Source organism: Pengzhenrongella frigida (assembly GCF_004168625.1).
Classification (GTDB): Bacteria; Actinomycetota; Actinomycetes; order Actinomycetales; family Cellulomonadaceae; genus Pengzhenrongella; species Pengzhenrongella frigida.
The window spans coordinates 14,607-30,052 of the sequence record NZ_SDWW01000009.1 but is presented as its reverse complement, the minus strand read 5'-3'; the positions used below and the strand labels follow the sequence as shown (position 1 = coordinate 30,052).

The following is a 15,446-nucleotide window of genomic DNA, read 5'->3' as shown; positions in this document are numbered from 1 at the left end:
GCACGTGTGCCTGTTGATGCCTCGAGGTGCGCGCGGGACGCCCCATCCGCCCCAACCGTTCACCTCAGCAGCACGTGCGGCTGTCAGCACCACTCAGGTGTGGCTACGCCGGACGTTTAGGGTGGGGGCCATGAGTCCGCGCACCGCCTGGGGTTTCGGCCTGGCCACGATCACGACCCCCGTCCACGCTGCCGACAGCTCCGCGGGCGACGCCGACAGCTCCGCGGGTGACATCGCTGCCACTGGCACCACCGCCACCGTCACCGCAGCCGGCGCGACGACCGCGGAATCTCGCACCGGGACCACCCTCGACGTCTGGTACCCGGCCCCGGCCCTCGGTGAACCGCCAGCCGACGCCGCCGCACCGCCCGAGCTGCTGGCCCTCGAAGGCGCCGACGCCGCTCGGGGCGTGCGGACCACCGTCGTCCGCACGGTGATCGACCTGGACACGCCGCCGCGCGACGCCGCCGACGCCTACCTGCGTCTGCACCTGCTCTCGCACCGCCTGGTCGTGCCGCACGGCCAGAACCTCGACGGCATCTTCGCCCGGCTCGAGAACGTGGTCTGGACGGACCGCGGGCCGTGCGCGGTCGAGGACTTCGAGGCGACCCGGCTGCGCCTGCGGGCCGCGACCGGCACGCCGGTGACCGTGTTCAGCGTCGACCGCTTCCCGCGGATGGTCGACTACGTGCTGCCCAGCGGCGTGCGGATCGCCGATGCGGACCGCGTGCGGCTCGGCGCGCACCTCGCCCCGGGCACGACCGTGATGCATGAGGGCTTCGTGAACTTCAACGCGGGCACGCTCGGGGTGTCGATGGTCGAGGGCCGCATCTCCTCGGGGGTCGTGGTCGGCGACGGCAGCGACATCGGCGGGGGCGCCTCGATCATGGGCACGCTGTCCGGCGGCGGCCGTGAGGTCGTGTCGATCGGTCGGCGGTCTCTGCTCGGCGCGAACGCCGGCCTCGGCATCCAGCTCGGCGACGACTGCGTGGTGGAGGCGGGCCTGTATGTCACGGCCGGCACCAAGGTCGCCCTCGTGGGCTTCAAGGCCGACGACGGCGGCGCGCTCGACGGCCGCGTGGTCAAGGCGCGCGACCTGTCCGGATCCCACAGCGTGCTCTTTCGCCGCAACTCCCTGACCGGGGGCGTCGAGGCCGTCGCCCGCGCCGGCGCCGGTGTGGAGCTCAACGCCGCGCTGCACCAGCACTGACCCGGGCCGTGTCCCGACCAGCACAGTCCCGACCAGCACAGTCGCGATCAGCGCAGTCGCGATCAGCGCAGTCGCGGGCCGGGTCCGGACCGGCACAGTCCCGACCAGCACAGTCGCGGGCCGTGTCCCGCCGGCGCCGCCGCCGGTCCTGGCGCACCGCGCTCGCGCTGCTCGCGACGGCGGCGATCGCCGTGACCGCTGTCGTGGCGCTGCTCAACCAGGTCGACGGCGGCGACGTCCGCGCCGAGCGCTGCGCGGCCGAGGCGGACGGCACCAGCTGGTACCTGACCCCGGCCCAGGCCGACAACGCGGCGCTGGTCGCCGCGGTGTCGGTGCGCCGCGGGATGCCCGCCCGCGCCGCGACCATCGGGATCGCCACCGCCCTGCAGGAGTCGAAGCTGCTCAACATCGACTACGGGGACCGCGACTCGGTCGGCCTGTTCCAGCAGCGCCCGTCGCAGGGTTGGGGCACGGTGGAGCAGATCCTCGACCCGGTGTACTCGGCCAACGCGTTCTTCGACGGGCTGGACAAGGTGCCGGACTACGAGGCGCTCGAGATCACGGTGGCCGCGCAGGAGGTCCAGCGGTCCGGCTTCCCCGAGGCGTACGCGCAGCACGAGACCCGGTCCCGGGCCTGGGCCTCGGCCCTGACGGGCTACTCCCCCGCCACGGTGACCTGCGACCTGCACACCGTCGGCGGGCCGGGGTCGACGGAGGCGGTGGCCGCGCGGGTGGCGCGCGACTTCGGCGCCGTGCCGACGACGTCGGCCACCGACGACGACGGCACGGTCACCGTCACGATCGACGGCGGGGCGCTCGGTGCCGGCACCCCCGACGACGACACGCGCCTGGCCTGGACCCTCGCCCACTGGTCGGTCGCGGTCGCGCACGGGTTGGACGTCGACGCCGTGAGCACCGCGGACCAGACCTGGTCCCGGGACGAGCCGACCTGGTCACCGTCCGGCACCGACCCGGTGCCCGCGGGCGAGGTCCATCTCACCCTCGCGACGCAGTAGGCCGGCCGACCCGCCGGGATCGCGAGGTCCGGGCGGGTCCGGCGGGCCCAGCGGTCTAGCGGGACTCGACCGGCAGGTAGTTGCGCTCGACGGCACCCGTGTAGATCTGCCGCGGGCGGCCGATCTTCGTGGTCGGGTCCGTCATCATCTCGCGCCACTGCGCGATCCAGCCCGGCATCCGACCGAGCGCGAACAACGGCGTGAACATCTGGTCCGAGAACCCCAGCGCCTTGTAGATCAGGCCGGTGTAGAAGTCGACGTTCGGATAGAGCTTGCGCTCGGTGAAGTAGTCGTCGTTGAGCGCGATCTCCTCGAGGTTCATCGCGATGTCGAGCAGCGGGTCGGGCTTGCCGAGCTTCTCCAGGACCGCGTGCGCGCTCTTCTTGACGATGGCCGCGCGCGGGTCGTAGTTCTTGTAGACCCGGTGCCCGAAGCCCATCAGGCGCACACCCTGGTCCTTGTTCTTCACGCGCGTCATGAAGGCCGACGCATCGCCGCCGTCGGCCTTGATCTCGGTGAGCATCTTGAGCACGGCCTCGTTCGCACCGCCGTGCAGCGGCCCGGACAGCGCGTTGATGCCGGCCGCGACGGAGGCGTACAGGTTCGCGTGGCTCGAACCGACCATCCGCACGGTCGACGTGGAGCAGTTCTGCTCGTGGTCGGCGTGCAGGATCAGGAGCTGGTCGAGCACGGCGACCGTGGTGGGGTCCGGCTCGTACTGCTGGTACGGCACCGCGAAGGTCATCCGCAGGAAGTCCTCGACGTACCCGCGCGAGTAGTCCGGGTACAGCAACGGTTCGCCCACCGCGCTGCGGTGGAGGTAGGACGTGATCGTGCGGGTCTTCGCGAGGATGAGGACCGTGGCCAGCTCGACCGTCTGCGGGTCGAACGGGTCGAGCGACTCCGGGTAGAACGTCGACAGCGCGTTGACCGCGGAGGACATGACCGCCATTGGGTGCCCGTTGCGCGGGAACGTCCCCATGAACGTGCGGAAGTCCTCGTGCACCAGGGTGTGCCGGTTCACGCGTTCCATGAACGCGTCGCCCTCGGCCTGCGTCGGCAGCTCGCCGTGGATGAGCAGGTAGGCGACCTCGAGGAACGAGGACTTCTCGGCCAGCTGCTCGATCGGGTAGCCGCGGTAGCGCAGGATCCCCGCGTCGCCGTCGATGTAGGTGATCTCGGAGTCGCACGACGCGGTGTTCATGAAGCCGGGGTCGACGGTGACCAGGCCGGTCTCCTTGAGGAGCGACGAGACGACGATGCCGTCGTTGCCCTGCGTGGCGCTGACTAACGGGAGTTCGAGCGTGGTTCCCCCGACGGTGAGACGACCGGGTTCCTTGACTGCCTCGGACATGCGCTTCCTCCCTGCATCCCCTGTCCGCGACGAGATCGCGGGCCGGGGAAGACTGTTGGCGGCGACCGGAATCGGTCGGACCTGGCGGCCCTCGATCGGCTCGCGATCGCTCACGCTACCCGCGAGCGGCGATCTGCGACGAATTCCGGTGGACCCAATCCCGCGCCAGTCGCGTGACGCGGGTCACACCCAACCGAACGGCAATCAGCAACAAACCGTCCCCTACCGTGCGGTCATCTGCCGCCTCGGCGACGGCCGTGCGGTCACGCACCGCTGACGTCAGCGACGACCCGGTCCGCCACCGGTCAGTCGAGCGGCGGCCTCCGCGATGCGCTCGTCGGGTGCGGTCAGCGCCAGTCGCACGTGCCCCGCGGCCGCCGCGCCGTAGAACGCACCGGGCGCGACCAGGATCCCGAGGGCCGCGAGATCAGCGACCATGCTCCAGCTGTCCTGCGGAGCGCCGACCGGGCGGGCCCACAGGTACAGCCCGGCCTGGGATCCGTCGACCGCCAGGTTCGCGGCGCCGAGAGCCGCCCGCAGCAGGTCCCGGCGGGCCCGGTACACCTCACGCTGCACGGCGACGTGGGCGTCGTCACCCAGCGCGACGGTCATGGCGGCCTGGACGGGACCGGGCACGATCATCCCGGCGTGCTTGCGGGTCTCGACCAGCCGGGCGATCAGCACCGGGTCGCCGGCCACGAAGGCCGCGCGGTATCCCGCGAGGTTCGACTGCTTGGACAACGAGTAGACGGCGAGCAGCCCGGTGAGGTCACCGCCGGTGACGCGTGGATCGAGCAGGCTGGGCACCCCCGCGGTCGCCCACGGCTCCTCCCAGGCCAGCTCGGCGTAGCACTCGTCCGAGGCCACGACGGCGCCCGTGGTGCGGGCGGCGTCGACGACCTCGCGGAGCTGGTCGACCGATCGAACGGTCCCGTCCGGGTTTCCCGGTGAGTTGAGCCAGACGAGGCGGGCCGGGCTGTCGGCCCAGGCCGCGACGTCGTCGGCGGGCAGGGGCGTCGCCCCGGCGAGGCGCGCGCCGACGTCGTACGTCGGGTAGGCGGTGCGGGGATGGACGACGACGTCCCCGGCGCCCAGGCCGAGCAGGGACGGCAGGAGAGCCACGAGCTCCTTCGAGCCCACGGTCGGCAGCACTGCCGCCGGATCGAGCCCGGGCACGCCCCGCCGGCGCGCGAACCAGTCGACGACCGCCTGGCGCAGCGCCGGGGTGCCGTGGGTGGTCGGGTAGCCCGGCGAGTCGGCAGCCGCGGCGAGCGCGTCGCGGACGACGGCGGGGGTCGGGTCGACGGGTGTACCGACGGACAGGTCCACGATGCCGCCCGGGTGGGCGCGCGCGATCGCCGCGAGGGGCTTGAGCGTGTCCCACGGGAACTCCGGGAGGGCGCCGGTCTGCAGGCCCATCAGGCCGCGTTCGGGCGACGCGCAGCGATCGAGCGGATCACGTCGGTGCTACTCGCTGACCACCTGGAGCGGGAGGGTGGCGATGATCGGGTGGTCCTTCTCGATCCGGCCCATCTTCGCGGCGCCGCCCGGGGAGCCGAGGTCGTCGAAGAACTCGACGTTCGCCTTGTAGTACTCGCTCCACTGCTCGGGGACGTCGTCCTCGTAGTAGATGGCCTCGACCGGGCAGACCGGCTCGCACGCGCCACAGTCCACGCACTCGTCGGGGTGGATGTAGAGCGACCGTTTGCCTTCGTAGATGCAGTCGACGGGGCACTCCTCGATGCAGCCCTTGTCTTTGACATCTACGCAAGGCTGGGCGATCACATACGTCACGGTCGATCCTCCTGTGGGGCCCGTTCGATCGGATGCGCCTCGATCGGCACCGGGCTTCTAGTATCCACCAGATGACCCGGATAGAGCAGACGCGACCGACGTGACGAACCCCATCCCCGCACCCGGGCGACGCGCCTGGCTCGCCTGGCCCGTCGGGGCCCGCGTGATCGTCCGCCGGCACCTGGCCGAGGGCGGGTACTCCGACGTGCTCGGCGACCTGCTCACGGTGGACGACGACGGCGTCGAGGTCGAGACCCGCCGGGGCCCGGTGCGCGTCCCGGCGGCCGACATCGCGATCGGCAAGCTCATCCCGCCCGCGCCGCCCCGCCGCGGACCACGCCGCCAGACCGAGTAGCCGACCCGGGCGCCGGCGGGCTCCCCCGCCGGCCGCCCCCGGGCCGGCCGAGCCATCCGGCGCCGGCTGCCCCCTACCCGGTGGGCGGGTCGCAGACGACGGCGTTCTGCGGCTTGTAGCGCGTGGTCCGCTTCGTCGTCTCCGTGAGCTCCCCGTTGAGCAGCAGCTGCCGCGTCACGGTGACGGAGAAGCCGGGGTTGCCGGCCGACATCGGCAGGCAGGTCGGCGAGGCGGAGTGCACGGTGCTCGGCGAGACGACGCCCGAGCGTCCGCTCGTGGAGGACTCCACCGTCCAGTACTTCGTGCCCCAGACCGCCACGTGCAGCCGGCCGTCCGCGACCCAGGACTGCAGCAGCGCGCCGTACGGCGTGGTGTTCTTGAACTTCATGTCGATCGAGCCGCTGTAGAGGGTGGCCTCGCGCCCCTCCGGGTACCGGGTGAACCACTCGGAGTGCGGGGTGTGCTCGACGTCCTCGAACCCGGCGAGATAGGCGGCGTTGAACGTCGTCGTGGACATCTGGGACAGCCCTCCCCCGGTGCCCTTGACGTGCTCGCCGTTGACGATGACCCAGGCCTCGTTGAAGCCGGCCGCGGCCGTGATCGGGCCGAGCGTCTCGGTCAGGCTGAACGTGTCCCCGGGCCGGACCAGGGTGCCGTTGACCTTGGTGGCGCCGGTGCGCAGGTTCTCGGTGCGCAGCGGCTCGTTCGTCAACGGGGTGGAGAACTCCGAGACGAGCTCGATGATCCCGAGCGCCTGAAGCTTCTCGGTCGACTGCGCCGGGTCGCTCGCCACGAGCTCGACGCGCGCGGTTCGGTCGTTCGAGACCCCCGCCGCCGCCACGGCGTCGGCCAGGACCTGCGGGTCGAGCGTGGTGCCGGGGATCCCCGGGACGATCACGGGCACGCCGTTCTCGAACGCGAAGCTCGCGTCCGCCGACGGTGTGAACAGGCCGGTGGTGCGTTTGACGATCTCCTCGACGAGCAGCGGGCCGTCGAGCGTGAGCGTGAGGTCGGAGTCCTCGGCGACGAAGCTGGCGGCTGCGGTCACGACGGCGGCGGGAAGCTCGACGGTCTGCCCGGCGACGGCGACGGCGATGGGGGCACGGGCGAGCGGCTGGGCGAGCGTCGACAGCGCCAGGTCCGCCTCCTCCTGCGAGATGTCGGGCCCGACGACGCGGACGGGGAGCTCCAGGGGTCGGGCCGCGGTCAGCCAGGTGGAACGCAGCAGCTCGGCCGCGGCGCTCGGGTCCACCTCCGCACCGTCGACCGCCTCGGTCGCCCGCGCTTCGCTGTCCGCGAAGACGACCTGGGCGTCGACGGGCGCGGTGACGAGCGCAGCGGCGACCAGGTCGACGGCGTCGGCCAGCAACGCGTCGTTGACGAGGGTGACGGGCTGCGCCTCGCCGTTCCCGAACGCGTGCTGCCAGAGCCGCCCGGGCTGGAGGTCGAAGCCGGTCAGCCCGCGCACGGTGGCGTCGGCGTCGAGGACGAGACCCGCATCGGCAGGGGCGAGAGACGTGCTGACCTCGCCGGCCACCAGCGGGATGGGCTCACCGACGACGTCGGCCAACCCGTCCTCGAGCGTCGTGACGGCCGTGGCGGAGTCGAGACCGCCGATCTCGACACCCGCGACGGTCGTGCCCCGCGGGACGCGATCGGCGAGGGCCCAGGAGGCGCCGACGTAGGTGCCACCCAGGACGACGACGACCGCGAGGGTGGTCAGCACCACCCGCGGCCAGCGGCGGCGCTGCTCGTCCTCGTCGAAGATCGCGAGCGGCGACGCAGCCGTGGGATCGGACGGGACGTCCCCCGACGCCTCGGCCGGCCGGGTCACGGGGTCGAACCGCATCGCCGGGGAACCCCCGGGCACAGCGGCACGCTCGGTCGGCACAGCGGCACGCTCAGGAGGCACAGCGGCACCCTCGGGCGCGGCTGCATCGTCGGCCGCGTGCTGGCGAACGTCGCCGTCACTGCCGGACTTCTTGACCATCGGATCTCTCTTCTTGACCGCACTTCCAACGGGCCCCCCGCCACCGCGCGATTCTACGTGTGCCCTCGGACCAGACCGCGAACGTCCCTCATAGGATGGGCCGGATCCGACCACGCTGGTGCACCAGGCCACCCGCGCTCGGTGCCCCCTGCCGTGCGACCAGCACGGACCCCACGACGATGTCGTGGTCGCCGGCACGGTGGATCGCCGACGTCCGGCACTCGAACCAGGCGGCGGCGTCGTCGATGAGCACGGCGCCGGTCCGCGGGCCCACGGTGTGCGGCACGCGGTCCAGCTGGCCGATCGCGGGACGGCCGGGGGACGCGAGCCAGTCGGCCACCGGTCCCGCGGTGTCGGACAGCACGTTGAAGGCCCAGAGGTCGACCTGGTCCAGCGCCTCCCGGAACCGCGCATCCTCGTGGACGCAGAACAGCACGAGCGGCGGGTCGAGCGACACGGACGCGACGGCGCTCGCCGTCATCGCGTAGTCGACGTCGCGCCAGCGCAGGGTGACCACCACGACGCCGGCGGGCAGGCGGCCGATCGCCGAACGGAACTCGTCCGGGTCGGCCAGCTCGTCCGGGCTCACGCGTCGAGGTCGATCGGGACCGGCGCCGTCAGCTCACCCGCGAACCAGGCGCGCGGCGCGAACGCCGCCACGCCCATCATGACCAGCCCGCCGAGGATCCACGCATAGCCGACCACCTGCCCGGCCGGGATCAGGACGTCGCCCCCGGGGCCGGTGAGCGACAGGACCTGCACGACGACGACCCACGCGATCCCGTACACCAGCAGCCCGGTGAGTCCGACCCAGGCGCGGGCCAGCACGGCCGAGGCGAGCACGAGCGCCAGGCAGGCGACGACCCCCCACGGCATCCACGCGCGATGCAGCACGGTGCCCGCGGCACCCACCAGGCCACCGAGCAGGAAGACGCCGAGCCACCGAGCGAGCACCTGCAAGAGCGATCTGACCATGGCGTTCACGCTACCGGCCTGACCGCGGCGGGCCACGAGATGCCCGCCGCTCGCCAGGCGTCCTCGAGGTCGACGCCGACCGGCACGCTGCGGTAGAACTCCTGGCTCAGCAGCGGGGCGAGGACGTCGTTGCTCAGGGCGTAGCAGCCGACGACGACGGCCGGCCGGTCCCGTGGTCCGGTCGCCGCCTGCGCGAGCCGATCGGCGTCGAGCGCGATCGAGCGCACCTGGGTGCGGTGGGCCGACAGCGCCGCGGCGACCCGGTCGAGGACTCCGGTCACGTCGACCACCAGGTCGACGAGGTCGCCAGCCACGGCGACGGACGGCAACGGGCCACCGGGGTCCGGGAGCGCGAGGTGCGGATCGGCGACGCGTTGCGCCGTCACGGCGGGCAGGTCCGTGAGCGCGCGGTACGCGGCGCGCAGCGTGTCCGCGGGGACGACGGCGGCCAGCACCGCGCCAGGGATGTGGGGCGGGTCGTCGAGGACGAGGTGCGGGTCGCCCGCCAGCTCGAGCGCGCGCATGGTCACGTCGTGCGTCCGCACGTGGTCCGGGTGGCCGTACCCGCCGCCGGGCTCGTAGGTCGCGACGACCTCCGGCCGGCGCGAGCGGATCACGGCGGCGAGCCGCCGGGCGGCGGCGTCGAGCGGGACGGCGACGAAGGCGCCGTCGGGCAGGTCCGAGACGCGACCCGCGCGCCCCACCCCGGCCCACGCCATGCCCGAGTCGGAGAACCGGAGCGCGACGGGGTCGCCGTCGGGCACGTCGCCGTCGGCCACGCTGTCGAGGAACACCTGGTCGACCACGCCGAGCGCCGCCAGCGCGGCAGCCAGCTCGCCCTCGCGATGAGCGGCCAACGCGGGCCCGTCCCCCTCGAGGTGGCCCGGGTCGTCACCGATGACCTCACCGAGCTCGCCCCGGGTACAGGTCACCACGGTGACCGGACGGCCGGAACCGGCCCAGACCGCGATCAGCCCTCCGGTCGCGAGCGTCTCGTCGTCCGGATGTGCATGGACGACGAGAAGCCCGCCGGTCGGTCCGGTCACCCGCCGGCCTGCTGGGAGCAGAGTCGGGTGCGCCGGCTCAAGCGCGCTTGGCCTTCGCGAACACGCGGCCACGCTCGGACTGGTCGAGGATCACCTTGCGGAGGCGGACGACGTCGGGGGTGACCTCGACGCACTCGTCCTCGCGGGCGAACTCGAGGGACTCCTCGAGCGTGAGGTGCCGCGGCGGGGTGAGGTTCTCGAACGTGTCGCTGGCTGCAGCGCGCATGTTCGTGAGCTTCTTCTCCTTGGTGATGTTGACGTCCATGTCCTCGTTGCGCGAGTTCTCGCCGACGATCATGCCCTCGTAGACCACCTGGGTGGGGTCGACGAAGAACGACCCGCGCTCCTGCAGGTTGATCATCGCGAACGGCGTGACGACACCCGAACGGTCGGCCACCAGGGACCCGTTGATGCGGGTCTCGATCGGGCCGGCCCACGGCTCGTGGCCCTCACCGATCGAGGACGCGATGCCGGTGCCGCGCGTGTCCGTGAGGAACGTCGTGCGGAAGCCGATCAGGCCGCGGGACGGAATCTTGAACTCCATCCGGACCCAGCCGGTGCCGTGGTTCGCCATGGTCTCCATGCGGCCCTTGCGGATCGCCAGGAGCTGGGTGACCGCGCCGAGGTACTCCTCGGGGACGTCGATGGTCATGCGCTCCATCGGCTCGTGCACCTTGCCGTCGATCCGCTTGGTGACGACCTGCGGCTTGCCGACGGTGAGCTCGAAGCCCTCGCGGCGCATCTGCTCGACGAGGATGGCCAGCGCGAGCTCGCCGCGGCCCTGGACCTCCCACGCGTCGGGACGCTCGGTCGGGAGCACGTTGAGCGAGACGTTACCGACGAGCTCGCGGTCGAGGCGGTCCTTGACCTGGCGCGCGGTGACCTTGTGGCCCTTGCCACCCCGGCCGGCGAGCGGCGAGGTGTTGATCCCGATGGTCATCGAGATGGCCGGGTCGTCGACCTTGATCAGCGGCAGCGGCCGCGGGTCGTCCGGGTCGGTCAGCGTCTCACCGATGGTGATGTCGGCGATCCCGGCGACGGCGACGATGTCGCCGGGGCCCGCGGACTCGGTGGGAACGCGGCTGAGCGCCTTGGTCTCGAGCAGCTCGGTGATCTTCACGTTCTGGATCGTGCCGTCGGCACGCGCCCAGGCGACGGTCTGGCCCTTGCGGATCGTCCCGTTGAACACGCGGAGCAGCGCGAGGCGACCGAGGAACGGCGAGGCGTCGAGGTTGGTGACGTGCGCCTGGAGGGGCGCGCCCTCGGTGTAGGTCGGCGCCGGGATCTTCTCGAGGATGACCTGGAACAGGGCCTCGAGGTTCTCGGAGTCGGGCTGGGTGCCGTCGGCCGGCTGCGTCAGCGACGCGCGGCCGGTCTTGGCCGCCGCGAAGACGACGGGCATGTCGAGGATCGCGTCGAGGTCGAGGTCCGGGACCTCGTCCTGCAGGTCGCTCGCGAGCCCGAGCAGCAGGTCGGTCGACTCGGCGACGACCTCGGTGATGCGCGCGTCGGGCCGGTCCACCTTGTTGACCAGGAGGATCACGGGGAGCTTGGCCTCGAGCGCCTTGCGGAGCACGAACCGCGTCTGCGGCAGCGGGCCCTCGCTGGCGTCGACGAGCAGCACCACGCCGTCGACCATGGACAGGCCGCGCTCGACCTCACCACCGAAGTCGGCGTGCCCAGGGGTGTCGATCACGTTGATCGTGATGCCCTCGGGGTGCCCGTGGACGGTGGCAGCAGGACCGGTGTAACGCACGGCGGTGTTCTTCGCGAGGATCGTGATGCCCTTCTCGCGCTCAAGGTCACCGGAGTCCATCGATCGCTCGTCAGCGTGGGCGTCGTGCGCCGCGAAGGCACCCGACTGCTTGAGCATGGCGTCCACCAGCGTGGTCTTGCCGTGGTCGACATGGGCGACGATGGCGACGTTGCGCAGGTCGGAGCGCACAGACATGAGTACTCGTTTCAAAGATGGGGAGCGCCGCGTCGTGGGGCGCGCCGACAATTCTACCTTCTCAGCGGCCCGGCACTCGCCGCGGGCGCACTTCTGGCCCCGTCCCGGCATCGGGACAGGGCCAGAAGGGCCGTGCCGTGCACCACAGAGTTGGGTGCGCGACGGCGGCTCAGAACGTGAGCTTGGCGCCCGGGATCGCGGCGAGCAGCTCCCGCGTGTACTCCTCGCGCGGGTTGTCGAAGACCTCGTCCGTCGTCGCGGACTCGACGATCTTGCCGGTCTTCATCACGCACACCTGGTCGGCGACCTGTCGGACGACCGCGAGGTCGTGGGTGATGAACAGGTACGTCAGGCCGAGCTCGGCCTGCAGGTCGTTGAGCAGCGTGAGGATCTGCGCCTGGACCAGCACGTCGAGCGCCGACACGGCCTCGTCGCACACGATGACGTCGGGCTCGAGCGCGAGCGCCCGCGCGATCGCGACCCGCTGGCGCTGGCCACCGGAGAGCTCGTTCGGGAACCGGCGCATCGTCGACTGCGGGAGCGAGACCATGTCGAGCAGGTCGCGCACCTTCTGCAGCCGGGACTTGCGGTCGCCGACCCGGTGGGTGCGCAGCGGCTCCTCGATCGTGCGGTAGATCGAGTACATCGGGTCGAGGGAGCCGTACGGGTCCTGGAAGATCGGCTGCACCCGGCGACGGAACGCGAACAGCTGCTTCTTGTTCAGGGTGCTCAGGTCGGTGCCCTCGAAGTTGATCTTGCCCTCGGTGGGATCGATCAGGTTGAGCATGATGTTCGCGACGGTCGACTTGCCCGACCCGGACTCGCCGACCAGCGCCATCGTCGTGCCGCGCTTGATCGTGAACGACACGTCGTCGACGGCCTTGAACGTCTTGGCCGCGCCGGGACGCCCCCCACGCAGGTGGAAGACCTTGGTGAGGTTGTCGACGACGACGATGTCCGGCCGGGTCTCGCTGACGCCGTCGCCACCCGTGGGGGCGAGCAGCTCCGTCGCCGTCACGCCGAGCGCCTTGGCGCTCTGGATGCGACGCGAGGCGAGCGACGGCGCCGACGCCACGAGGCGCTGGGTGTACGGGTGCCGGGGCGCGGAGAGGATCTGGGCGGCCGGGCCGGACTCGACGACCTTGCCGCGGTACATCACCACGAGGTGCTCGGCACGCTCGGCGGCCAGCCCCAGGTCGTGCGTGATGAACAGCACCGCGGTACCCAGCTCCTCGGTGAGGTGCTGGAGGTGGTCGAGGATCTGGCGCTGGACGGTGACGTCCAGGGCCGACGTCGGCTCGTCCGCGATGAGCAGCTTGGGTCGCGCCGCGAGGGCGATCGCGATCAGGGCGCGCTGGCGCATCCCACCGGAGAACTCGTGGGGGTACTGCTTGGCACGCCGGGCGGCGTCGGGCAGGCCGGCCTCCTCGAGGAGCTCGGTGACCCGGGCGTTCGCGGCGGAACCCTTGGCGATGCCGTTCGCCTTGAGCGCCTCCTTGACCTGGTACCCGATCTTCCAGACCGGGTTGAGGTTCGACATCGGGTCCTGCGGGACCAGACCGATCGCCCGGCCGCGCAGCGCGATGATCTCCTTCTCGGTGGCGGTGGTGATCTCGGTGCCGTCGAACATGATCGACCCCGCGGTCACCTTGCCGGTGCCCGGGAGCAGGTCGATGATCGCGTGCGCGGTCGTCGACTTGCCCGATCCGGACTCGCCGACGATCGCGACCGTCTGGCCGGGGTAGACGGTGAGGTCCACCCCGCGCACGGCCGAGACGAGCCCCGTGGCGGTCGTGAACGAGACCTCCAAGTCCCGGATCGCCAGGAGCGGGACGTGCACGTTGCTGTCCGCCACCACGACGGGGGCGGTGGGAAGGGTCTGGCTCATCGCTTGCGCGCCTTCGGGTCCAGGGCGTCGCGGACGACGTCGCCCATCATGATGAAGCTGAGCACCGTGAGGGCGAGCGCCCCGGCCGGGTAGAACAGCACGGACGGCTGGCTGCGGAGCGAGGCCTGCGCCTTGGAGATGTCAGCCCCCCACGAGACGATCGACGTCGGCAGGCCGATCCCGAGGTAGGACAGCGTCGCCTCGGCCACGATGAAGATCCCGAGCGACACCGTCGCCGTGACGATGATCGGCGCGGCGGAGTTCGGCATGACGTGCCGGGCGAGCGTCGCGAGCCGCGACGACCCGAGAGCCTTCGCGGCGGTGATGAAGTCGGCGTTCTTGACGCTCATCACCGCACCACGGGTGATCCGAGCGATCTGCGGCCAGCCGAAGACGCCCAGCACGACCGTGACGGTCATGACGCTCACGTCGTCGTACATCTGCATCACGACGATGGCGGCGAGCACCAGCGGGATCGCGAAGAAGATGTCGGTGACCCGCGAGAGCAGCGAGTCGAACCAGCCGCCGTAGAACCCGGCGAACGCGCCGAAGACCGAGCCGATCAGCACGACGACCAGGGTGGTGAGCACGCCCACCGTGACCGAGGCACGCGCGCCGTAGATGGTGCGGGAGTAGATGTCGCACCCCTGCCGGTCGAACCCGAACGGGTGGCCGGCGGTCGGCGGGTCGAGGCTGTACTTGAGCTCGCAGAACCCCGGGTCGAGCGAGGTGAACAGGCTCGGGAAGAGCGCGACGAGCGTCACCAGCGCGATCAGGGTGGCGGAGATCCAGAACAGCGGCCGGCGGCGCAGCGAGTGCCAGGCCTCGACCCACAGGCTCGCCGGAGCGGCCGACTCGTCGACGAGGTCGACCAGTCCGAGCGGGGTGGAGTCGAGGTCCGCGAAGAAGTGGCTCTGGTGCGGGCGGGTCAGTTCAGGCATATCGAATCCTCGGATCCAGGGCCGCGTACAGCAGGTCCACGAAGAGGTTGGCGAAGATGTAGACGATCACGAGCACGGTCACGAGCGAGACGACCGTCGGTGCCTGCCCCTGCTGGATCGCCTTGTACAGCGTGTTGCCGACGCCGGGGATGTTGAAGATCCCCTCGGTCACGATCGCGCCGGCCATCAGGCCACCGAGGTCCGCGCCGAGGAACGTGATGACCGGGATCAGCGAGTTGCGCAGCACGTGCACGTTGACCACGCGGCTGCGGGTGAGCCCCTTCGCCGTGGCGGTGCGCACGAAGTCGGCGCTGAGGTTCTCCGCGACCGAGGTCCGGGTGAGGCGCAGGACGTACGCGAACGAGACCGCGCCGAGCACGATCGCGGGCATCAGCAGGGTCTGGAACGAGACGTCGCCGCCGACCGTGGGGGGCAGCCACTGGAGCTTCACACCCACGACGTACTGCATCACGAAACCGATCACGAACGTCGGCATCGCGATGACGAACAGGCTGACCAGCAGGAGGGTCGCGTCGAAGACGCCACCCTTGCGCAGGCCGGCGATGAGGCCGAAACCGATCCCGAGCACACCTTCGAAGATCAGGGCCATCACGGCGAGCTGGATGGTCACGGGGAACGCTTCACCCATGACGTCGATGACCGCACGGCCCGAGAACGTCGTCCCGAAGTCGAGAGTGAGGATGCCCTTGAGGTAGAGCAGGTACTGGACGAAGAACGGCTTGTCCAGGTTGAACTCTGCACGGATCTGCTCGGCGACGGCGGGGTTCAGACCCCGATCGCCTCCGAGGGCCGCCACGGGGTCACCGGGCAGCAGGAAGACCATGGCATAGATGAGCAGCGTCGCCCCGAGGAAAACCGGGATCATCTGCAAGACCCTGCGCCCGATGTACCAGGCCATCAGGTCT

The 15,446-nt window shown here is 71.3% G+C and carries 14 protein-coding genes; 3 read left to right on the top strand and 11 right to left on the bottom strand.

From position 1 onward, the window contains the following. Positions 1-130: 130 nt before the first annotated feature. Positions 131-1,210 carry a 2,3,4,5-tetrahydropyridine-2,6-dicarboxylate N-succinyltransferase gene (gene dapD, locus EUA98_RS05305; RefSeq protein ID WP_130101636.1) on the top strand — a complete coding sequence of 360 codons (1,080 nt, stop codon included), beginning with the start codon at positions 131-133 and terminating at the stop codon, positions 1,208-1,210. A gap of 122 nt (positions 1,211-1,332) precedes the next feature. After that, complete coding sequence (locus EUA98_RS05300; RefSeq protein ID WP_130101635.1) at positions 1,333-2,226, top strand: hypothetical protein; 894 nt, start codon at positions 1,333-1,335, stop codon at positions 2,224-2,226. Between the two features lie 55 nt (positions 2,227-2,281). Here the strand turns inward: EUA98_RS05300 and EUA98_RS05295 are convergent, their stop codons facing one another. The 3 genes from EUA98_RS05295 to fdxA all read right to left on the bottom strand — a co-directional run bounded on the left by EUA98_RS05295 (position 2,282) and on the right by fdxA (position 5,374). Next, positions 2,282-3,580, bottom strand: coding sequence for a citrate synthase (locus tag EUA98_RS05295; protein ID WP_130101634.1), 1,299 nt, complete (start codon positions 3,578-3,580; stop codon positions 2,282-2,284). Positions 3,581-3,859: 279 nt separating this feature from the next. Continuing rightward, entirely contained in the window at positions 3,860-4,999 is a 1,140-nt protein-coding gene (gene dapC, locus EUA98_RS05290; protein ID WP_130101633.1) for a succinyldiaminopimelate transaminase, read from the bottom strand. A 48-nt stretch (positions 5,000-5,047) separates the two neighbouring features. Continuing rightward, entirely contained in the window at positions 5,048-5,374 is a 327-nt protein-coding gene (gene fdxA, locus EUA98_RS05285) for a ferredoxin (protein ID WP_130101632.1), read from the bottom strand. Positions 5,375-5,474: 100 nt separating this feature from the next. Between fdxA and EUA98_RS05280 the strand changes: the two genes are divergently transcribed. Continuing rightward, a complete protein-coding gene (locus EUA98_RS05280) occupies positions 5,475-5,729 on the top strand; it encodes a hypothetical protein (RefSeq protein WP_242511290.1) in 255 nt (84 codons plus the stop codon). Between the two features lie 73 nt (positions 5,730-5,802). Here EUA98_RS05280 and EUA98_RS05275 read toward each other — a convergent pair whose 3' ends face one another. From EUA98_RS05275 to EUA98_RS05240, 8 genes are all read right to left on the bottom strand, one after another. Then, complete coding sequence (locus EUA98_RS05275) at positions 5,803-7,719, bottom strand: VanW family protein (RefSeq protein WP_130101631.1); 1,917 nt, start codon at positions 7,717-7,719, stop codon at positions 5,803-5,805. A gap of 88 nt (positions 7,720-7,807) precedes the next feature. Continuing rightward, positions 7,808-8,308 (bottom strand): flavin reductase family protein, encoded by a 501-nt coding sequence (locus EUA98_RS05270; RefSeq protein WP_242511289.1) that lies wholly within the window; start codon positions 8,306-8,308, stop codon positions 7,808-7,810. Then, entirely contained in the window at positions 8,305-8,694 is a 390-nt protein-coding gene (locus EUA98_RS05265; protein ID WP_130101630.1) for a DUF6113 family protein, read from the bottom strand. Before EUA98_RS05265 ends, EUA98_RS05270 begins: the two co-directional genes overlap by 4 nt. 5 nt (positions 8,695-8,699) lie before the next feature. Continuing rightward, entirely contained in the window at positions 8,700-9,740 is a 1,041-nt protein-coding gene (locus EUA98_RS05260) for a PIG-L family deacetylase (RefSeq protein ID WP_130101629.1), read from the bottom strand. A gap of 37 nt (positions 9,741-9,777) precedes the next feature. Continuing rightward, positions 9,778-11,691 (bottom strand): translational GTPase TypA, encoded by a 1,914-nt coding sequence (gene typA / locus EUA98_RS05255; protein WP_130101628.1) that lies wholly within the window; start codon positions 11,689-11,691, stop codon positions 9,778-9,780. Between the two features lie 169 nt (positions 11,692-11,860). Then, positions 11,861-13,579 carry a dipeptide ABC transporter ATP-binding protein gene (locus EUA98_RS05250; protein ID WP_130101627.1) on the bottom strand — a complete coding sequence of 573 codons (1,719 nt, stop codon included), beginning with the start codon at positions 13,577-13,579 and terminating at the stop codon, positions 11,861-11,863. Further along, positions 13,576-14,520, bottom strand: coding sequence for an ABC transporter permease (locus tag EUA98_RS05245; RefSeq protein WP_130101626.1), 945 nt, complete (start codon positions 14,518-14,520; stop codon positions 13,576-13,578). Before EUA98_RS05245 ends, EUA98_RS05250 begins: the two co-directional genes overlap by 4 nt. Beyond that, positions 14,513-15,439, bottom strand: a complete 927-nt coding sequence (locus EUA98_RS05240) for an ABC transporter permease (protein WP_130101625.1) — start codon at positions 15,437-15,439, stop codon at positions 14,513-14,515. Before EUA98_RS05240 ends, EUA98_RS05245 begins: the two co-directional genes overlap by 8 nt. Positions 15,440-15,446 lie beyond the last annotated feature (7 nt).